At 60.1% G+C, this 19,753-nt stretch carries 13 protein-coding genes, 1 other RNA gene and 3 pseudogenes; 7 read left to right on the top strand and 10 right to left on the bottom strand.

Annotated elements, in window-relative coordinates; translation table 11 throughout:
• Positions 1–28 precede the first annotated feature (28 nt).
• Genes B4M43_RS08105 through B4M43_RS08090 form a run of 4 tightly spaced genes read left to right on the top strand, consistent with a single transcriptional unit; the run spans position 29 to position 2,956 of the window.
• Positions 29–568, top strand: coding sequence for a chemotaxis protein CheW (locus B4M43_RS08105; protein ID WP_296265897.1), 540 nt, complete (start codon positions 29–31; stop codon positions 566–568).
• Positions 569–577: 9 nt separating this feature from the next.
• The gene (locus tag B4M43_RS08100) at positions 578–1,387 is read left to right on the top strand and encodes a CheR family methyltransferase (RefSeq protein WP_296265895.1); all 810 of its coding nucleotides are present in this window, start codon (positions 578–580) and stop codon (positions 1,385–1,387) included.
• Positions 1,384–1,887, top strand: a complete 504-nt coding sequence (cheD, locus tag B4M43_RS08095) for a chemoreceptor glutamine deamidase CheD (RefSeq protein WP_296265893.1) — start codon at positions 1,384–1,386, stop codon at positions 1,885–1,887. Before B4M43_RS08100 ends, cheD begins: the two co-directional genes overlap by 4 nt.
• On the top strand, positions 1,880–2,956 hold the full coding sequence (locus tag B4M43_RS08090; RefSeq protein WP_296265891.1) for a protein-glutamate methylesterase/protein-glutamine glutaminase: 1,077 nt from the start codon (positions 1,880–1,882) through the stop codon (positions 2,954–2,956). The genes cheD and B4M43_RS08090 overlap by 8 nt, the downstream gene beginning before the upstream one ends.
• 83 nt (positions 2,957–3,039) lie before the next feature.
• Here the strand turns inward: B4M43_RS08090 and B4M43_RS08085 are convergent, their stop codons facing one another.
• From B4M43_RS08085 to B4M43_RS08075, 3 genes are read right to left on the bottom strand one after another with little or no spacing between them, the layout of a single operon-like run.
• Positions 3,040–5,490 (bottom strand): alpha/beta fold hydrolase, encoded by a 2,451-nt coding sequence (locus tag B4M43_RS08085; protein ID WP_296265889.1) that lies wholly within the window; start codon positions 5,488–5,490, stop codon positions 3,040–3,042.
• A gap of 9 nt (positions 5,491–5,499) precedes the next feature.
• The gene (locus B4M43_RS08080; protein WP_296265887.1) at positions 5,500–6,942 is read right to left on the bottom strand and encodes a TIGR01777 family oxidoreductase; all 1,443 of its coding nucleotides are present in this window, start codon (positions 6,940–6,942) and stop codon (positions 5,500–5,502) included.
• Positions 6,943–6,944: 2 nt separating this feature from the next.
• Positions 6,945–7,412: a cell division protein gene (locus B4M43_RS08075; protein ID WP_296265885.1), complete on the bottom strand. Its 468-nt coding sequence runs from the start codon at positions 7,410–7,412 to the stop codon at positions 6,945–6,947.
• 191 nt (positions 7,413–7,603) lie between these two features.
• Between B4M43_RS08075 and B4M43_RS08070 the strand changes: the two genes are divergently transcribed.
• Entirely contained in the window at positions 7,604–8,026 is a 423-nt protein-coding gene (locus tag B4M43_RS08070) for a DUF1493 family protein (RefSeq protein ID WP_296265883.1), read from the top strand.
• A 5-nt stretch (positions 8,027–8,031) separates the two neighbouring features.
• Here the strand turns inward: B4M43_RS08070 and B4M43_RS08065 are convergent.
• A pseudogene (locus tag B4M43_RS08065) lies at positions 8,032–8,878 on the bottom strand (IS5 family transposase).
• Between the two features lie 410 nt (positions 8,879–9,288).
• Positions 9,289–10,986: a hypothetical protein gene (locus tag B4M43_RS08060; RefSeq protein ID WP_296265882.1), complete on the bottom strand. Its 1,698-nt coding sequence runs from the start codon at positions 10,984–10,986 to the stop codon at positions 9,289–9,291.
• 164 nt (positions 10,987–11,150) lie between these two features.
• Between B4M43_RS08060 and B4M43_RS08055 the strand changes: the two are divergent.
• Positions 11,151–11,663, top strand: a pseudogene (locus tag B4M43_RS08055) (IS5 family transposase); the annotation flags it as partial.
• Here the strand turns inward: B4M43_RS08055 and B4M43_RS08050 are convergent.
• Positions 11,659–12,513, bottom strand: a pseudogene (locus tag B4M43_RS08050) (IS5 family transposase). The pseudogenes B4M43_RS08055 and B4M43_RS08050 sit on opposite strands and share 5 nt — an antisense overlap.
• 769 nt (positions 12,514–13,282) lie before the next feature.
• On the opposite strand from B4M43_RS08050, the gene B4M43_RS08045 reads away from it, so the two are divergent.
• A complete protein-coding gene (locus tag B4M43_RS08045) occupies positions 13,283–13,564 on the top strand; it encodes a DUF3077 domain-containing protein (protein ID WP_296265880.1) in 282 nt (93 codons plus the stop codon).
• 199 nt (positions 13,565–13,763) lie between these two features.
• Here the strand turns inward: B4M43_RS08045 and B4M43_RS08040 are convergent, their stop codons facing one another.
• The 4 genes from B4M43_RS08040 to B4M43_RS08025 form a co-directional block, all read right to left on the bottom strand.
• On the bottom strand, positions 13,764–15,653 hold the full coding sequence (locus B4M43_RS08040; protein ID WP_296265878.1) for a DNA/RNA helicase domain-containing protein: 1,890 nt from the start codon (positions 15,651–15,653) through the stop codon (positions 13,764–13,766).
• A 168-nt stretch (positions 15,654–15,821) separates the two neighbouring features.
• Positions 15,822–16,221: a transfer-messenger RNA gene (gene ssrA / locus B4M43_RS08035) on the bottom strand.
• Positions 16,222–16,324: 103 nt separating this feature from the next.
• Positions 16,325–16,624, bottom strand: coding sequence for a hypothetical protein (locus B4M43_RS08030; protein ID WP_296265876.1), 300 nt, complete (start codon positions 16,622–16,624; stop codon positions 16,325–16,327).
• A gap of 88 nt (positions 16,625–16,712) precedes the next feature.
• On the bottom strand, positions 16,713–19,535 hold the full coding sequence (locus B4M43_RS08025) for an FAD-binding and (Fe-S)-binding domain-containing protein (protein ID WP_296265875.1): 2,823 nt from the start codon (positions 19,533–19,535) through the stop codon (positions 16,713–16,715).
• Positions 19,536–19,753 lie beyond the last annotated feature (218 nt).

Raw genomic sequence — 19,753 nt, 5'->3', positions numbered from 1 at the left:
ACGCGGGCCTACCAGGGAGAGCAGCGACATGGGCGCAGTAACGACGACGCGGCAGCGCGCAGTGGCGGTGGACGAGGACGGGCAGTACCTGACCTTCATGCTGGGCGGCGAAATGTTCGCCATCGGCATTCTGGGCATCAAGGAAATCATCGAATACGGCAGCCTGACCGTGGTGCCGATGATGCCCGCGTTCGTGCGCGGGGTGATCAACCTGCGCGGTGCCGTGGTGCCGGTGGTGGACCTGTCGGCGCGCTTCGGGCGGGCCCACTCGGCGATCACCCGGCGCTCCTGCGTGATCATCCTCGAAGCGAGCAGCGAAGACGGCCAGCCCCAGGACATCGGCCTGCTGGTCGATACGGTGTCTGCCGTGCAGGAGATCCCGGCCACACAGATCGAGCCGCCACCGAGCTTCGGTGCGCGCATCCGCGCCGACTTCATCAGCGGCATGGCCAAGGTCGACGGCAAATTCGTCATCGTGCTGGCGGCGGACAAGGTGCTGTCCATCGACGAGATGGCCAGCATCGCCGAGGCCGGCCAGGCGCCGGCCGCCGACCTCGACCCGCGCTGAGGCCCGACCATGCCCAACACCGTTGCCATCGACGACCGCGAGTTCGGCCAGTTCCAGAGCTGGCTGTACCGCGCGGCCGGCATCAACCTGTCGCCGGCCAAGAAAGCCCTGGTGGCCGGGCGCCTGTTCAAGCGCCTCAAGCACTACGAGCTGCAGAGCTATGGCGAGTACTTCAAGCTGATCATGCACGACCAGCGCAAGGGCGAACTGCAGGTCGCGCTGGATCTGCTGACTACCAACGAAACCTATTTCTTCCGCGAGCCCAAGCACTTCGACTTCCTGCGCCAACACGTGCTGCCCCAGGTCGCACCGGGCCGCACGTTCCGCGTGTGGAGCGCGGCCAGCTCCACCGGCGAGGAGCCCTACAGCCTGGCCATGACCCTGGCCGAAAGCCTGGGCAGCACGTCCTGGGAAGTGGTCGGCTCGGACATCAGCTCCCAGGTGCTGGCCAAGGCGCGCACCGGGCACTACTCGATGGAGCGCATCGAGACCTTGCCCAAGCCGTTGCTGGTCAAATACTGCCTCAAGGGCATCGGTCGCCAGGCCGGCACCGTGCTGATCGACAAGACCCTGCGCAACCGTGTCAATTTCGTCCAGGTCAACCTCAACGAAGCGCTGCCGGCGCTGGGCGAGTTCGAGGTGATCTTCCTGCGCAACGTGATGATCTATTTCGACCAGCCGACCAAGTGCCAAGTGGTCGCACGCCTGTTGCCGCTGCTCAAGCAAGGCGGTTACCTGATCATCAGCCACTCGGAAAGCCTGCACGGGGTCAACGACACCCTGAAGCTGGTGGCCCCCTCGATCTACCGCAAACCATGAAAAAGCCCATCGGTGCCACCGAAGTGGTCCTGGCCCCCGGCCAAGTCAGTTTTGCCACACGGCCGACGCGCCTGCGCACCTTGCTCGGCTCGTGCGTGGCGATCACCTTCTGGCACCCGCAGCGGCTGATCGGCGGCATGTGCCACTTCATGCTGCCGGGGCGCCCGCGCAAGCAGCAGCCCCTCGATGGCCGCTATGCCGACGAAGCCCTGGAACTGTTGCTGCGCCACGCGCAAGCCAATGGCACCCAGGCCCAGGACTATCAGGTCAAGCTGTTCGGCGGCGGCGAGATGTTCCCCGAGCTGCGCCGCCGCCTGCCGACGCAGGACGTGGCCGGTCTGAACATTCGCGCGGCGCTGGCCCTGACCGAGCGCCACCACCTGCACCTGACGGCCCAGGACATGGGCAGCACCGGCCACCGCACGATCCTGTTCGACCTGTGGAACGGCAACGTCTGGGTCCGGCACCAACCAATGGGAACCCTTCAAGAACATGCCTAGCAAAAAAATCAGTGTGCTGCTGGTCGACGATTCCGCCGTGGTGCGCCAGGTGCTGCAGGCGATTCTCGGCGACACGCCGGACATCCACGTCATGGGCGCGGCGTCCGACCCGCTGTTCGCCATGGACAAGCTGGCGCGGGAATGGCCGGATGTGATCGTGCTCGATGTGGAGATGCCGCGTATGGATGGCATCACCTTTCTGAAGAAGATCATGAGCGAGCGGCCGACGCCGGTGATCATCTGTTCGTCGTTGACGCAGAAGGGGGCGGAGACCTCCTTGCAGGCGTTGTCGGCGGGGGCGGTGGAGATCATCACCAAGCCTTCCACTGGGTTGAAGGGGTTTCTGCTCGAATCGGCGGCTGAGTTGGTGGCGGCGGTGCGGGCTGCTGCCAATGCCAATGTCAGGAACTTGGGCAAGCGGAGTGCGAGCCCTGTACCGGCGCCGGCTACCAAGCTGAGTGCGGATGCGATCCTGCCTGCGGGGACCGGCCAAGCCATGGCCCAGACCACCGAGCGTATCGTCGCCATCGGCACCTCCACCGGCGGCACCCAGGCGCTGGAAGCGGTGCTGACGGCGCTGCCGCGGGTGTGCCCAGGGATGGTGATCGTGCAGCACATGCCGGAGAAGTTCACCGCTTCGTTCGCCGAGCGGCTCAATAGCGTGTGCCAGATCGAGGTGCGCGAGGCACGTAACAATGATCGGATTTTGCCGGGGCTGGCGTTGATTGCGCCTGGGGGGAAGCATTTGATGGTTACGCGCAGTGGGGCGTATTACCACGCGCAGGTGATCGATGGGCCGTTGGTGAATCGGCATCGGCCCTCGGTGGATGTGTTGTTTCGGTCGGTGGCGCGGTTTGCGGGGCGGAATGCGACGGGGATCATCATGACAGGGATGGGGGACGATGGGGCGCGGGGGTTGAAGGAGATGCTCGAGGCGGGGGCGGCGACCGTTGCTCAGGATGAAGCCAGTTGCGTGGTGTTTGGGATGCCCAAGGAAGCCATCAAGCTCAATGCCGCTCAACGGATCATGGCGTTGGGGGAGATCCATCAGGCGATTTTGTATAAGTGAATCTAAGGCGCGCATGGCGCCTTTTGATGGGCCTGTGCGAAGGACGAAGGGGCAGGGCGGGCCCTATCGTCCTGCCTGACCGATCAAGCGGGATGTTCGCCCACCGCCAGACTCAACGCTCCATCGCGGTACACCACCTCTCGCCCTACCCACCCCGCATCCAACTGCGGCAACACCGCCGAAGGCTTGCGCAACTCTCGCAGCAACGTAGACCCATGGGACAACCGCCCGCCCATGCGCGCGACCACGGCCTTGGCCTGCTGGTACTGCGCATGGCGCCCAGGGTCCAGCGTCTCCTCGAACAGGATGTCCTGCCCCAGAATCCCGCGCACATGGCCGGGGTAGATCATGAAGCCCACCGCCTGTTCCAGCCCTTCGCTGCCGTCCTGCCAGAAGCTGCCGGCCCGGCTGCGCACGTCGGGGTGGGGCGCGAACCAGGCTTCACGCTCCGCCGGCGGCATCGCGTGATGCACGCGGAAGAAGATGCGCATGAGGTTGTCGCGATACCACTCGCGCACCTGCAAGTAGTAGCCGCGCAGCCCGATCAGGCCCATGCGGTGGGCCAAGGCCACGGGCCGAGGCCAGCGCGGCAGCGGTTGCAGCGGCAGGTCGACCAGGTCGGGGCGCGGCGTGCCGGGGTCGGTTTCCCATGGCAGACGGTGTGGGCTGTTGCTCAAATCGTCGTAGGCCGTGGCCGGGCGCCCCAGCAGGAAACCGCCGCTGCTGGCCAGGGCCGTGGCGATGCACAGATTGCCCTGCACCACGAACACGTAGAAACGGCTGAACCAGTCGGCCAGGCGCTGCCCGTCGGTGCCCTCGGCCTTGAGCTGCGCCAACTCCGCATCGAAGCGTTGCAGCCCCGGCTCCAAGGTCGCCAGGTGCCGGCGAGCGATGCGCTGCATGCGCCAGAACAGCGGCAGCGAGCGCAGCACCCGCCATGGTCGCCACGGCAAGGCCGGCGTCGCGCCGCCCACCTCGCCGGCATAGTTGGCGGCCGAGACGCCCCAGTCCGACAGACGCGCCAGAAACAGGTCGTTGTTGATGTAGGACGCCCCGCCGAATACGGCGGTGAACGGCTCGTTGTCCTGCAACACGCGGCTGTCCCAGCGCGCCATCACCGCCGGAATGCTCGCTGCCGCGCGGCGCTGGGCGTATTCGACGAAACGGCTGGGCTGCGGCGGCAGGATCTCGGCGATATTGGCGGCGGTCAGGTGACGGCGCCAGCCATGCTCGCTGATCGGGCGGTACTGCAACAGCCACAGCTGCTGCCCATCCCAGGCCCACTCGACGTCGCCGGGCACGTAGTGGAAGACCTTGAGCACGCCTTGCAGGAAAGCCCACAACGCCGCCGCATCCAGCCCATGCCGAGGCTCGAACGCGCCGCTTTCCCACGCAGGCCCCAAACGCGACAGCACCGCCCGTTCAGGCGTGGCCTGACCGTCGGCGAGCGACTCCAGATGCCCCTCCACCCATTCCACTTCCACGGCCAAATGCCGCACGAAGGCGATGCCCGACAGCAGCGGCGTGACGAAGCGCTGCACCACCACTTCCTCGACACCCGCCGTGCGCAGTTGCCGCACGCGTTCCGCGACCTCATGGCCCGGCACCCGCAGGTAGGTGGTGCTCAGGCCGGCATTGGCGGCGTCGGCCTGGTCCTCGCCGTAGCTGGAAGAGCGCACCGCCCAAGTGACCTGCGGGTGCTCGGCGAGCAGCGGCGGCAGGCGCGGGTCGTGCTCATGGTCGAGGGTCAGCGCCTGCGGCACCGGCTGCCCGGCCAGCTCCGCCAGGCGCAAACGCCCACCCTTGGTGTGCGCCACGAAACCCGGCGCACCCGACTCCACCCACGCGGCGAAGGCCTGCGGCGCGTCGATCCACGGGTAATGCCCCCAGCCCGGTTGCAGGCTGATGCGCAAATCGGCCCGCGCCAGAATCGCCGACCAGGCCGCCGCCTGGGCGATGCCGAGCATACGGTCCTGATCGCCCCACACCAGCTCGACCGGGTCGGTGACCCACTCCAGCAAGGTCAGCGCCGTGTCGGCGCGCAACTGGTCCCACGACGGCACGAACGCCCGGCACCGCGCATAGCCCGCGCCCATGCGCCGATACTGCGCCTCGCTCCAAGGCTGCCTGGAAAACTTGTGCGCGAACCACTGCGGCTTGTGGCTCAGCGACCAGTGGATGGCCTTGCGCAGCACCAGCGGCGACATCAGCGCCGGCAAACGCCGCTGCCAGAGAAACGCCCCCACCGGTGACAGCAGCACACTGCGCGCGAAGTGGCCGGGCCGACGCTGCAAGGCGTGCAGCACGATCAGCGCACTCACCCCCACGGCCACGATGGCCTGGCCAGGCTCGGTCATCTCCAGCAGAGCTTGGGCGTAGCCCGACAGGTCCGCGCACGGCGGCTGCGGATTGCTGCCGAAGCCCGGCAGTTCCAGGGCCTGCACGCGGTAATGCTCGAAGTGCGGCAGGGCATCGTCCCACCAGTCGGCCGCGCTGCCGTTTCCGGCCAATAGGTACAGCAAAGGCTTGCTCATCGAGGCTCCTCAGGCCAGGTCGCGCAACGCGCTGTCCAGGGTCGGATAGTGGAAGCGGTAACCCGCCTGCTGCAAGCGCGTGGGCAGCACGCGCTGACCGTCAAAGAACAGCTCGGCCATTTCGCCCGCCAACGCCCGCACCGGCGCCGCCGGCACATGCAGCCACACTGGGCGCTTGAGCCGGGCACCGGCCGCCTCGACGAACGCCGCCTGGCTGACCGGCTCGGGCGCCACCAGGTTGTAGGTGCCGTGCAGGGACGCATCCTCCATTGCCCGCGCCATCACCTGCAACACATCCTCCCGGTGCACCCAGCTCATCACCTGGCGACCGTCCCCCATGCGCCCACCCAAGCCCAGCCGCAGCGGCAGCAACAGCGCCGGCAACGCACCGCCAGGCCCGAACACCACACCCAAACGCAACACCACCTGCCGCACACCGAGCTCAGCAGCAGGCCGCGCCGCCGCTTCCCAGCTCGCGCACAGCTCGGCCATGAAACCACTGCCCATGCTCGCGCCTTCGTCCAACGGCTCGCTGCCGTCGCGCACCCCATAGAAGCCCACCGCCGACGCCTGAATCCACAAAGCCGGCCGATGCGTCGCCCCGCGCATCCACCCCAACAGCGCCTGCGTGGTCGCCACCCGGCTCGCCAGCAGCTTCGCCTTGCGCCGCGCCGACCACCGCGGCCCCGCGACCGGCATGCCCGCCAGGTTGATCACCACATCGAAGCGCTCGTCCAGCCCCAGCTTGCCCAGCGCACGCACACACCGCGCCCGCCCATCGAACTGATAGGCCGCCCGCAACGGATCGCGCGCCAGCACCGTCACGGTGTGCCCGGCATCGAGCAACTGATTGACCAGCGCTTCGCCAATGAACCCCGTGCCCCCCGTCACCAGCACCTGCCGATACGCCCCCATGACGAAGGGATTGGCCGGCAGCCCCTTGCGCTGCATGCGCAACGCCGCCAGCCCGTCGCGGACACCCGACACCGTCACGCCAATGGCGAACAGCGTCAGCAACCACCCCTGCCAATCCAGGTCGATCGGCACCAGCCCACTGGGCAACTGCGACCACGCCAGCAACTGCACCCCATACAACGCAAAGAACGCCCCCGCATTGATGGCCAGCACCGTGTGCATGATGCGCTCGATGGCCGGCAGCTTGCGGCTGCGGTCTTCGACGACGAAGTCCCACAAGGTCAGGCCGATTTCCAGCGTGAACAGCACCGCGATCACGATCGCCCACACACCCTGGAATGCCAGATGCGCGATGCCCAGGAACAGCACCCCGTAGAAGCACGAGCGCACGGCATGGATCGCCAGCTCCAGCCGCGCGCTGTGGCGCTGGGGCAGGGCGACGGTGAGTTCGTGGTGGTAGAGGGTATCCAGCGCACCGAGGAAACCTTGGCAGAGCAGCAGGGTGATGGCCCAGTGCAGGGCGGGGAGGTCGGCCACGTTCAAGTCCTTTTGTGAGTGGAGGTGGGGCGGTCATGGCGGTAGAGCCCTATCAGAGGGGGTAACAGGGCCAGTAGTGCCACGACGTCGACGATCAGGTGCGACCAGATGCCGGCTTGGAGGGAGATGAGGATGTCCTGGGGGGCCCAGAGGACGAGGCCGGCGATGAGCCAGGCCCAGGCGTGGTGGGAGCGGAAGCGGTTGCCCAGGTGGATGAGGGCGAGCATGTAGAGGGCGTAGCTTTGCAGGGTGGCGCCGAAGAGGGCTTGCCACCAGATTTGCTGGTTGCGGGCGAAGGTGGGGGCGGGGGTGGGCCAGAAGGCTTGTTCGATGGTGAGTTGGTAGGGGTCTAGGAGCGGGTTGTGGGCTGCCCAGGTGAGGAGTAGGCCTGCGAGGAGGTGGGTTAGGGCGGCGGTTTGGAGCCAGCGGATGTAGAGGTGGCGGGGTGGGGGGCGGTGGTTGGGGGTCATGGGGTGGTGTGGGTTTCGGGGGGTAGTGGATGTTGGGGGTGTTTTGGGTGCTGGGTTAATGGTACTGCGGTTGCAGGCGTGATTCTTATCGCCGGGTGGACGTTTACGGTAGTGGGGCTAGGGTTGGTAGGCTACGGAACAGGTGTGACTGAAGATTCTATTGTGAGCGGCGAAGGGTAGGTTTTCTAGTTATGGATGAGTCTGTTGATTACGAGCTGATGGATAGGATTGTTGTTTGTATCCAGGATACGGTGGGTTTTGGGAGGAGGGCGTTTGAGCGTTTTAGCTTGGCGACTGATGTTGCGAGGGATTTGGGGGTAGATGGGGACGATGCGAATGAGCTGATGGTGGAGTTTTTCGAGAGGTTCTCTATTGAGCTTAATGATTATGATCCTTATCGGTATTTTGTGGAGGAGGGGTTTAATATTTTCTTTTTCAGGCGCGCTAAGGATAGGCGGGGGAATATACCGTTGAGGGTGGGGATGTTGTATTTGGCGTTGAGGGAAAAGCGTTGGGATATGCAGGGTTTTGAAAGGGATGTGTTCAGTGATGCGCCGCTTTATGGACGTACAGAGGATATTCCTGTTGAGGGTTACAAGATAAAGAGTCGTTGATGTGCCTAGGCTCCGTACGAAATAAGGCTACGTAGACACCGCATGGAGCAAGCCAGCGAGACCATTGCTGCATAACTTTTTGCGAGCTTGTCGAAACGCGTTAAGAGCTGGCGATTCTCTTTCAGCCAGCCGAACATGCGCTCGATGACGTTGCGCTGTCGGTATTTGGGCTGGTCGAACAGCATGGACAAACCGGGCTTAGGCTTACGCTTAATCGAGCGCATCGGAATGACGGGCTGTATGCAGCAGCGGTCGCAATACTGGCGCAAGGAATCTGCGTCATAGCCTTTATCAGCTAACAGCCACTTGCAGCGTTTACGGGGCCGGCTGCGCTGGGTGGAAGGTATGCTGATGCCATCAAGCAGCGGCTGTGCATAGCTGGTATCACTGGCTTGACCGCCAGAAAGGAGGAAACGCAACGGTACTCCGTTGGCGTCGCAGAGCATGTGAATCTTGGTCGTCATACCACCACGACTGCGGCCTAGAGCATGATAGGCTCGTCAGATTCCTTTTTTTTGCACCTGACGAAGCCCGAGTGGCACGCACTGCGGTCGAGTCGATCATCCAGGTCTGCAGATCAATCAAACCTTGCTCGTTCTGCTTAAGGTGCAAGCGCTTGAGCATCCGATCAAATGCCCCGTTGTTTCGCCAGTCGCGGAACCGTTGATAGACGGTCGACCAAGGTCCGAAACGCTCTGGCATGTCACGCCAGGTGGCACCGGAGCAAAGTACCCAAAGCACGCCATTGAGCATCATCCGGTCACATACTCGAGGCCGCCCACGCCTACGTTCGATGAAAAGATCGGAGACTGCATCCCAAGTCTCATCCGAAATCTTGTACCGCTTCGCCATCACAGGACTCCTTTCAGTTGATGGTCGGGGAATGTACAAAATCCTTGGTGCCGAGGGGCAATAACTGGGTTTCTACGAATTTCGTACAGAGCCTAGAACCTTAATTTTCTCTGGTTTCAAAGAGCTAGAGGCCTTGTTGAGGGGATGTGGTTTGACACTTGAATCCTGTTGCATTTTTCTGAAAATTGATGGCTCAACCAGAAGCGATCTATGAGTTCCATTAATTGCATGATTGTAGTAGGAGAGGAAGGCGAGTCAGACGCTCACCTCGCTCAATTTATCATGAACAGCTCATCAATTAGCTTTCGGTTTCATTGCAGCGCTGCGGCAAAATCAAATAGATGTATTTATATTAAATGCATCACTACCGTATCCCACAAATACAGTCTATCCATTGCCTCAAATTCGAATCATTTCTTCGTATAATTTTTTTTGGGTGTGGCTATTTTGGGATTGACAAGTACGATAATATCGCCCAAAGGGAAGAAGAAAGACTCTGGCTCCACCTGGGCGATTGCCTGCTCCACAGACTCTCGAAGGATTATGACGAATTCTACGGCCGACGCTTTAGGGTTAATTGTCCGTTGACGCAAGAAGTTACCCCAATCGCACCAGACTGCTCGTGTGTCGTGATCTTCAGCCGCGGTATAGTGAGCATGATAACGTCCTAAAACTATAAGATGGATCGAAGGATCTTCATCAGATTTTATCGAAAGTCGCTCCTTCACTCCATTAAGGCCAACCGACGCTATCCAGTTAGATACAGCCAATACCCATCTGTTGCTGTCACGGACTAAACTACTTGCATTATTCCGTCTCAACTTTTCATCATTCATAAATGGCTGCTGCCATTTTAGCTGAAAAAAGATAAGGCTGTTGCAATTAGTATCATACGCAACGAAATCAATATCTGTGACCACCCTGCCATCTTGTTTTATATTGACGCCACCCGAGCATATCCATCGAGGATATATAAACTGATTCATAAGCTCAGAAATCCATCGCAGTTCGCGCCGGTTTGCCGCCTCGAACCATTCTTTTTCGTATCTCCTGTGCAACTCTTTCCAAAGGAATGGAAATGGATTGAGCTCTAGTCCGTACATTGGAAGAACTACGAAATCTCGACTTGTCCTGACAACAGGTGCGAGCGCTGGCACGCCACTATTCAAATGATAATTAGAATTGTCCGGACTTAGTGTTAAGTGGCCGAGTATTTCAGATACATCTTCTTGCGTTTTTTGAAGAAAATTAGCCACTCCCCTGACAAGGTCTTTGAGAAGCGCGCCGCCAGTAAAAAGATTTCTTATGCCTATCCTGGGATCGTCTGCGTTACGAAGTCCGGCATAACATAATCTTTGTTGCGACATCGCGGACAATGCTTCCAAGACTTCTATATACGCTGCATATGGGCGACCGCCAAATTGATCGTTGTCATCTAACATATCCCTAAATGAGATTCTCCGCAGATATAAGGCCGCCCACTCTCTAAAGTACTCATCAACGCCATCGAACGGTAGCTCTTCAGGGGACCTATTACTGCGTAAGTACTTAACTAAATCAGGCAGTACCTCCATGTGGCGTAACTCCAAGGCTTCTTCCTGTTGGCGATCCTGTACAACTGTCATGTCGCTGAGCCAGTTCAGTCCTTCTAAGCCAACCTGCTCGCGATAGGCAGTTGTATTATCGATCGATAGCAAGAGTAGCGTCTTTCCTCTCAACTTGCGCTGATCGATTTCAGCCTTTAGGGCACCCGAGCGCAACAAATTTAACTGCTTCTCAGCTATGGTAAGGTAGCCCATTCGCACCAGGAACTCGTCTGTTTGTTCGGCCGTTCTCGGGTTCGAGGCAAAAAGCTTAGGCACATCGGGTTTTAGCTTGGTAGGTAAAACTTTTTGCAGGGCGGCGTTAATCGCATGTTTGCGAATATTTTCCATCTGTCGCTCTGAATCCTTTAAATGCTGCAACTCTGGGATTAGTTCGCGACAGAATGTAAAGTCAATAGCGCGAAGAGTCTCAAATGTCAAAGCTTCTGAAGGTTTTTCATAACCGCTTAATAGGTATCGTTCATCTTCGATTGTTGTTTGGAGGAGATCTATTGGATTTTTCATGATTGTCTATGTGAGCGGGATTATAAATTAAGTCATCTTCGTTCAAAGAATAGGTGGGGAACAGGACTATTTCTAGGCTGTGTACGAAATTCGTAGAAATCTAGTTATCGCCCCCCATTCTTAGGGATTTTGTAAAGTCCTGGGTCATTAACGAAGGGAATCCTGTGACAGCAAAGCGGTACGCAATTTCGGACGAGGTCTGGGATGTGGTCTCCGATCTCTTCATTGAAACACGTACGCATGGCTGGCCTCGAGCGAGCGACCGGCTAATGCTCGATGACGCACTCTGGGTGCTTTGCTCCGAAGCGGCATGGCGTAACATGCCTGAACGTTCCGGCCCCTGGTCAACTTTGTCCCAACGGTTCGGGAACTGGCGAATCAACGGGGCACGTGATCGGATGCTCAAGCGCTTGCACCTGAGGCTGAACGAACAAGGTTTGATAGATTTACAGACTTGAATGATCGACTTAACCGCAATGCGCGCTACTCGAGCCTCGTCAGATGCTCGAAAACAGGAGTTTGACGAGCCTACCGATCACGCTTTAGGCCGCAGCCGCTGGGGCTTGACCAAAATCTACATGCTCTGCGACGTCAACGGAATACCGTCGCGCTTTCTTCTCTCTGGCGGTCAAGCCAGTGACATCAGCTACGTGCAGCCGCTGCGCGAGGGCGTTAGGCACTGTACGAAATAAGGCGCCGTAGACCCCGCATGGCGCAAGCCAGCGAGACCAGCGCTGCATAACTTTTTGCGAGCTTGTCGAAGCGTGTTACGAGTCGGCGATTTTCTTCCAGCCACCCGAACATGCACTCGATGACATTGCGTTGTCGATACTTGGGCCGGTCGAACAACCTGGGCAAACCTGGCTTAGGCTTGCGCTTCATCGAGCGCATCGGAATGACGGGCTGCATGCGGCAGCGGTCGCAGTACTGGCGCAAGGCCTCTACGTCATAGCCTTTGTCGGCTAGCAGCAACTTGCAGCGTTTACGAGGCCGCCTCCGCTGGGCGGAAGGTATGCTGACGCCATCGAGCAGCGGCTGCGTATAGCTATATCACTGGCTTGACCGCCAGAGAAGAGAAAGCGCAACGGTACCCGTTGGCGTCGCAGAGCATGTGGATTTTGGTCGTCAGACCACCGCGACTGCGGCCTAGAGCGTGATCGGCAGGCTCGTCAGATTCCTTTTTTTTCGAGCACCTGACGAGGCCCGAGTGGCACGCACTGCGGTCGAGTCGATCATCCAGGTCTGCAGATCAATCAAACCTTGCTCGTTCAGCTTCAGGTGCAAGCGCTTGAGCATCCGATCGAATGCCCCGTTGTTTCGCCCGTCCCGAAACTGTTGATCCACGGTCAACCAGGGGCCGAAACGCTCCGGCATGTCACGCCAGGCAGCACTGGAACAAAGTACCCAAAGCACGCCATAGAGCATCAGCCGGTCACTTACTCGAGGCCGACCACGCCTACGGGTTCCGATGAAAAGATCGGAGACCGCATCCCAGGCCTCGTCCGAAACTTCGTACCGATTCGCCAGCAGAGGGTTCCTTTCCGTTGATGGCCGGAGAATGTACAAATCCTTGGGGGCGAGGGGCAATCACTAGGTTTCTACGAATTTCATACAGAGCCTAGGAAAGCTAGCCGGGGCGGCGGTTGCAGCCAGTAGATGGAAAGGCGACAGAGTGGAGGTTTGGCGGTGCTATTCGCGTATCTGCTTGGCCCTACAGCCGACCACGTGATTTCTCAATGTTTCAAAAAATCAGACTTTTCGTCTTCTCTGTAGGACTTTTCCCAAAGATACTCCTTCCCTCGTAAAAGCGTTGTACTGGGCCAACACGCGCTCTAGTCTCGCCGAGTCGTTGCACCTCAACGACCGGTTTTGACAGACCGAGCATTGTTGGTCACGCGTCGCGCCTCTATGGCGGCTGTACGTGGGGCACCTCGTGTGCGCCGAGTGCCAACAATCTCGGTCTGTCAACCCGCGTATAGCTGCCACCCTTCCGTTTGACAGCGGAGGTGGCAGTTCAACCATTGTTGGAGAAAGAACATGCTCAAGATCGTTCCAGATCCACCGCTTCCCACACCTCTGAAATACCTCTATCGCCTAATACATATGCCCGTTCTAGCCCAAGAGCAAAGCGGGCGGATGGCCTTTTGCACAAAGCGGTTAGCGAAGCAGGGTCGCAGGACATTCAGGCGGCTAAGTGGAGCTTTGATAACGGCCCGATCAATCAGCGTTTATGGCCGTACTGGTAGTGTGTTGATGAGTGCTCGGTATCACTTTCGAATGGAGGAGGGGAATCGCCATGGGCGGTAAGTACACGAATCAGGATTCGCGTGTTACGCCCGGCATCGCGAAATGTTCGGAGGGCCAGCAGTCGCCCGACTTGTTTCGAGTCGCTCAAGGTATCCCCTTGGACTACGCGCTTGAGCAGGCATGCGTGATGATCGGGTGCGTACAAAGGCTGACCTATGTCGGCGTCATGGAGAAGGATGAAACGCTGGTTTGGGCTGCGCACCTGCTGTCTGGCATGGGGCAGGCGCTTGTTGCAGATGTGAGAATTGCTTTGAGCTATGCCGACGCATAACCGAAGCCTTCGCTGATCTTTGCGGCCGTTTTCGGAGGGGGGCTTTCACTACAATGTTGCCCCAAAAACTACTAGGCGAGTGAAGCCCCCAACAAATTCCTGAGCATGGGGGAGAGCTGTTTCCACGAGCTGAAACGGGAATTGACTCGGAAGGACTTGCGGGGTGCGAGCACAGGCTAAGCCCCGCAATGATCAAAACCTACATCACAGATGATGAGCCTTGCACCGGCTCAGAAGTACCTATCGCCTGCTGAAAATAAGCAGCTGTCTCAGGGTCGGTGCAGTAGAGGTAGCAACCTTTCATACCCCTCGTCATGAGCGTTCTGTAGGTGTTCTTGATGATTGCCTCTGTCTCGCGCTGCGCAAGCTCAGGATTCATCTTGCTTAGCTTTTTGTAGCCCTTGATAGATTTGTCGAAGCGATCTCGCTGTCCCGGATCGGTTACAACTCGCCCATTACGAACGATCAGGTCAGGACCAATAATCACCCCGATGTAATCGACCTCTAGCCCCTGGCAGGTGTGTATGCACCCCACTTGCTCGACTGATTGAGGTGCAACGATCCAAAGACTACCGTCCTGACTAAGATTCCACTGACGGCGGTAGTCCCCAATCACTATATCGTCGGCATAAGCGTCTTTCTTGCTGAGCCAAGGCCAGCAATAGCCTGCGACAACGCGCGCCTTGTTTGCCGAATTACGGGCTTTGATCGCATCGTGGAGCGCCTGCGGATCGTCGAAAATCTGAAACTCGTAGCTTTCAGGGTTCAGATGATCATTAGCCGTTTGCCGAATTTGCAGGGCATTATCCAACCAAGCCAAGTACCCGTCAGAGCCACTGCAGCGAAATTGAGAGGCGAGCGAATACTCTTCAATTACCGCACCTTTGGCCTGCGCGTACTGCCGAATCTTCGCTTTGCTACCGATGTCGGCTAGCGTGACTCGCTGCGCCTCATCGATGAAAAACACCGTGCATTTGGAGGAACCTATCAGTTCTTTAATCTGGTTCTCGCCCAAATTGCCATACAAACCGCTTTTTTCGTTCAGGCGATGAGCTTCATCCACGACCAACGCGTCAAACAGGTTCGGTTCAACATCAATGAACGAGCCGGAACCGGTAAACATGTGTGAGAACTTTGTTCGGGTGAGAGTGCCGATCAATTTGGTCTCATAGACTCGCCGAGGTGCAGCGTTTTTCGAGACATATTTGCCTACCAGACCCTTGGCGGTGAGTTTGACCAACAGGTTCAGGGCAAGCACCGTTTTGCCAGTGCCTGGTCCTCCCTCGATGATTAGCACCCTAGGCTGATCCGCCGAAGCTCCTTGGATAGCTGCCAGCGCTGCTTCGTAGACTTCTTTCTGGTCGTCGATTAGAACGAATTCAGGATTTCCTTTGAGCAAGCCGCTCAGGGCATCGGCTAGGGCCTTGGAAGGCCGAATTCTGCCATTGGCTAGCTCGTACAGGACTGCTTTGTCGTCGCCCGAGTGAATGTACTGTTGGATGAAGGATCGGAGCTTGACCAGCTCATCTTTGCCCTTTAGGAACAGAGGCGCTTTGTCGATGTAGGGCTGGTAGTGGGAGGAGTCAATCACGCCGTCGCGTGCGTAATTGTGCAGGTACGCGCAAGGCCGAAGTGTGATGCCTTGGGCATAAACCGCTTCGTTGAAGCCTTCCAGCAAGGAGGCGTAAGACCATGCCTGGTAGGACGGGTGGACGGTTTCGTTCATGCCTTTGCCAAGGGCTGTGACAACAATCGCATCCTTGTGGGACTGTTTTGAGCTGCTCCACTGCTTGAGCTCGACTAGGACGACATTCTTTTCGCCAGCGGGTCCGTGGCCGGTCAGGGTGAAGTCAATGCGCTTCGAGGACTGAGGGAGGTGCAATTCGATCGCCACGCCGCTATTAGCAGGTATGCCTGGCGCCCTGAGCGCTTTGGCCATGTAGCCCAATGAACCTTTCCAGGAAGCTAGCTCCGAAGGCCCAACGGTCTTGCCTGTTTTAGCGCTGTAGCGAGCGAGGATGACGTCTTCGATATCGTCATTATCTGTGTCGTAGAGGAATTGCTGCTGGGTTGCTTCGTAGACGATCACTCGGTCTTCCCTGAGTCCGATGTAGGAATGGTCCTATTTTTCGGTGGGTTGACGACAATGTCTAGTTTGTCGAGAGCGGTAGGGAGATATAGCTGACAATCCAGTTGTAGGGTCTGTGAATTCAAGCCAAAAAAAAGACGCCCTAAGGCGTCTTCTTCATCTCGGATTTGGTGGAGCCGGGGGGATTTGAACCCCCGTCCGCCAGTACTCCGCTGTCGGTACTACATGCTTAGCCATCTCAACTGAGTTAATCCGCAGCCGCCCGAGTGGCAGGGTGCTTTGGACGAGCTGGGTAAGTTTTAGTCGCTTTGCCCCCAACGTGCTACACGACGATCCTGTTCTGTATGACAGTCACTTCGGGTTTACAGGCATCCCCTGGTGACTGCTGGAGCCGAAGCTACCAGAAGCAACGGGTCAAGAGGACCGCTTAAGCGGCCAGCTTGAACTCCGCGCCGTAGTTTTCGTCATTGGCAACTATAGAAAGTTGCAACAGTGGATTTACGAGTTCTGTTACCAACTCGGCATGCACCTAGAGTTTCGCGACCGGCGTCGAATCCTAATCGGCCCCATACTCAGCTCTAGCTGACCGCACCTTTCGATGCGAAGGCGCAGTGTACGCCTTTATGCGGGCGACGTCGAATTTTCGTCGAGGCGCCCGCTCTAGCTCGCCCTTAGGCGCCGCCACCGCTGCCGGAAGCGCTGCCGCTGCCTTTTTCGGTTTTGTTCAGCTCGCTCAGGACCTTGGTGGAGATGGTGACGCATTTCTCCTTGTCGCCGTTGGTCTGGGCCATCTTCGCTTCTTTGACCTGGTCGCCGACCGTCATCTTGGTGGCTTCGGACGCGGTGGTCATGGTCTTCATGGTGTCGTCGATTTTCTGCAGGTTACCCGCACAAAGGTCTTCGGCGGCGAAGACCGGGGAGGCCAGCAGGGTGGCAGCCGCGAACAGGGCTGAAAGCGCAGTACCTTTCATGGATGTCTCCTTCTGAGGCCTCGGGAAGGTGGGCCTAATGCATGGACTGCGCCGCGATTGCAGGGGTTCCGTGTAAATGCTGGCGTATTCATGGCGAGGGTTGCGGCGGCTTGGGTTGGGTCACGCGGTCCACCAGGTAGACCAGGCTGTGGTAGTCGATGCCGCTGTAGGTGGACAGGCCGATTTCGCAGGTGCGGCTGGTGGAGATGCCTTCGTCGCAGTGCTGTACGGCGTCTTTCAGGCTGCGCAGGGCGTGGGCGTTGAGTTCGGGGGTGGTGAAGCCTTTGTCGCCAGCGAAGCCGCAGCAGTGGATGCCTTCGGGGATCACCACTTGGGTGCTGCAACGGCGGGCGAGGTCGATCAGGGCCTGGCTTTCGCCCAGGTGCTGGGTGCTGCAGGTGACGTGTACGGCGATGGGGGTGCTCTGCGGGGTGAAGGTCAGGCGCTCGAGCAGGTGGGTGCGGATGAAGCGCACCGGGTCGTAGAGGTCGAGGCGGGTGTCGGCCAGGTCCTGCATCAGGCGCAGGGTGCAGGGGCTGGTGTCGCAGTAGATCGGGTCGAGGCCGCCGCGGCTCGCTAGCAATAGGGCGGCGAGCAGTTCCTGGCGTTTGTGTTCGGCTTGCTCGGGGTAGCCTTTGGAGGCGAAGGGTTGGCCGCAGCACAGGCTGTCGGCCTGCTCGGGGAAGATCACCTGGTAGCCGGCTTTTTCCAGCAGGGCGCGGGTTTTTTCTATTAAAGGCGTTTGCTCGCGGTCGGCGTAGGCGGGGCCCATCACGCGGGACACGCAGGCGGCGAGGTACACCACGCGTGGGCGGTCGTCTTTTGGGCTGGGGGCGAAGCTGAGGGGGCGCAGGGGTTGCGGCATGGCGGGCGTCCACATGGGCAGTTTGCCCCGGCTGGCCTGGGTCAGACGCGCACTCAGGCGTTGCAGGCGCGGGGCGCCCAGCAGGCGGCGGGCGCCGTTGGCGGTGGCCAGGGTGAGGCGGGCGCCTTTCAGGGTGGTGGCGAAGTGCTCGGCCAGCCAGTGGGCGGTGGTGCCGTGCTGGGCGGCCTGGCTGCGTAGTTTCTTCACCAGTTCGCCGGTGTTGATGCCCACCGGGCAGCGTTGGGCGCACAGGCCGGTGGCGGCGCAGGTGTCGAGGCCCTGGTACTGGAAGTGGTCGAGCAGCTCGCGAGTGCTTTCGCCGGCGCGGCGGCGGGCCTGGATGTCGCGCCACATGACGATGCGCTGGCGCGGGCTGAGGGTCAGGCCCTTGGACGGGCAGACGGGTTCGCAGAAGCCGCACTCGATGCACTTGTCGACGATGTCGTCGGCGGCGGGCAGGGGTTTCAGATTCTTGAGGTGGATGTCGGGGTCTTCGCTGAGCACCACGTCGGGGTTGAGGATGCCGTTGGGGTCGAGCAGGCGCTTGAGCTGCCACATCAGTTGGTAGGCGTCGTGGCCCCATTCCAGCTCGACGAAGGGTGCCATGTTGCGGCCGGTGCCGTGTTCGGCCTTGAGCGAGCCGCCGAACTCCACGGCCACCAGTTGCGCGACGTCGTCCATGAAGGCCTGGTAGCGCGCCACTTCCGCCTGGCTGTTGAAGCCTTGGGTGAAGACGAAGTGCAGGTTGCCTTCCAGGGCGTGGCCGAAAATGATCGCTTCGTCGTAGCGGTGCTTGTCGAACAGCTGGATCAGGCGGTTCACGCCTTCGGCCAGTTGCTCCACGGGGAAGGTGACGTCTTCGATGATCACCGTGGTGCCGGTCTGACGCACGGCGCCGACGGCGGGGAAGGTGTCTTTGCGCATTTTCCACAGCTGGTTGTACACGGCCGGGTCTTCGCTGAAGTCGACCCGTTGTTCGACCGGGAAGTGGGCGATGGAAGCCATCACTTGCGTCAGTTGTTCGTGCAGCAGGCTCTGGCTGGCGGCGCGGGATTCGATCAGCAGGGCGCAGGCGCCGTCCGACAGGCCCGTGACCCACACCGGCATGCCGGGCATGGCCTGCACCGAGCGCAGGCTGCGGCGGTCGAGCAGTTCCACGGCCGAGACCGGTTGCTGTTTGAGCAGCGGCACGGCGCGGCAGCAGGTTTCGACGCTGGGGAACACCACCAGGGCGCTGGCCTTGTGCGGGTGGTCGGGCACGGTGTCGTAGGTGACGGCGCTGATGAAGCCCAAGGTGCCTTCGGAACCGACCAGCAGGTGTTGCAGGATGTCGAGCGGGGCGTCGTAGTCCACCAGGGCGTTGAGCGACAGGCCGGTGGTGTTCTTCAGGCGGTATTTGTGCCGGATGCGCGCGGCGAGTTCGGTGTTGGCGCGGGTTTCCTGGCCGAGGCGGGCGAGGGCGGCGAGCAGGTCGGCGTGGCTGCGCTCGAAGGCGGCGACGCTGGTTGGGTCTTCGCTGTCGAGGCTGGTGCCGTCGGCCAGCACCAGGCGCAGGCCGGCGAGGGTGTGGTAAGTGTTCTGCGCGGTGCCGCAACACATGCCGCTGGCGTTGTTGGCGACGATGCCGCCGATCTTGCAGGCGTTGATCGAGGCTGGGTCCGGGCCGATCTTGCGGCCGTAGGGGGCCAGCCAGGCGTTGGCCTGGGCGCCGATGACGCCGGGTTGCAGACGGATCTGCGCGCCGTCGTCGCGGATTTCGCGGGCGTTCCAGTGGTCGCCCAGGACGATCAGGACAGAGTCGGTGATGGCTTGGCCGGAGAGGCTGGTGCCGGCGGCGCGGAAGGTCACGGGGACGCGGTCGCGTTGGGCGAGTTTGAGCAGGGCGACGACTTCGGCTTCGGATTCGACGCGGATCACCAGTTGAGGGATGAGGCGGTAGAAGCTGGCGTCGGTGCCGAAGGCCAGGGTGGAGGTGGGGTCGTCGAAGCGGCGGTCGGCGGGGATGAGGGCGGTGGCGTCGCGGAGGAATGAGGTGGGGAGGGTCATGTCGGTTCCTTGGCGGGGTGCCACGTTTTTGGGTGGTTTCGAAAGGCCTGGATGCTGCGTTGGAAAGCAGTCGGGGCGATTTGTCTGGCGTTCGTTGGTGAAATCAGTAATTGCGGGTATGGGCCTGTGGGTTGCGATTCATCTCTAAAGATTGGCGGCGGGGCCGTTGGGCCGGCGGTGCCGGCCATCGCGGCTGAAGCCGCTCCTACAGGGGGAGC

Source organism: Pseudomonas sp. UBA6562, from assembly GCF_002434265.1.
GTDB lineage: Bacteria > Pseudomonadota > Gammaproteobacteria > Pseudomonadales > Pseudomonadaceae > Aquipseudomonas.
The sequence above is the reverse complement of the archived record's forward strand: the minus strand, read 5'-3'. Positions and strand labels throughout refer to the sequence as shown.

Bases quoted from the DNA above. Each gene is read 5' to 3' on its own strand.
- B4M43_RS08105 (WP_296265897.1), top strand. From the start codon at position 29: ATGGGCGCAGTAACGACGACGCGGCAGCGCGCAGTGGCGGTGGACGAG.
- B4M43_RS08100 (WP_296265895.1), top strand. From the start codon at position 578: ATGCCCAACACCGTTGCCATCGACGACCGCGAGTTCGGCCAGTTCCAG.
- cheD (WP_296265893.1), top strand. From the start codon at position 1,384: ATGAAAAAGCCCATCGGTGCCACCGAAGTGGTCCTGGCCCCCGGCCAA.
- B4M43_RS08090 (WP_296265891.1), top strand. From the start codon at position 1,880: ATGCCTAGCAAAAAAATCAGTGTGCTGCTGGTCGACGATTCCGCCGTG.
- B4M43_RS08085 (WP_296265889.1), bottom strand. From the start codon at position 5,490: ATGAGCAAGCCTTTGCTGTACCTATTGGCCGGAAACGGCAGCGCGGCC.
- B4M43_RS08075 (WP_296265885.1), bottom strand. From the start codon at position 7,412: ATGACCCCCAACCACCGCCCCCCACCCCGCCACCTCTACATCCGCTGG.
- B4M43_RS08070 (WP_296265883.1), top strand. From the start codon at position 7,604: ATGGATGAGTCTGTTGATTACGAGCTGATGGATAGGATTGTTGTTTGT.
- B4M43_RS08060 (WP_296265882.1), bottom strand. From the start codon at position 10,986: ATGAAAAATCCAATAGATCTCCTCCAAACAACAATCGAAGATGAACGA.
- B4M43_RS08045 (WP_296265880.1), top strand. From the start codon at position 13,283: ATGGGCGGTAAGTACACGAATCAGGATTCGCGTGTTACGCCCGGCATC.
- B4M43_RS08030 (WP_296265876.1), bottom strand. From the start codon at position 16,624: ATGAAAGGTACTGCGCTTTCAGCCCTGTTCGCGGCTGCCACCCTGCTG.
- B4M43_RS08025 (WP_296265875.1), bottom strand. From the start codon at position 19,535: ATGACCCTCCCCACCTCATTCCTCCGCGACGCCACCGCCCTCATCCCC.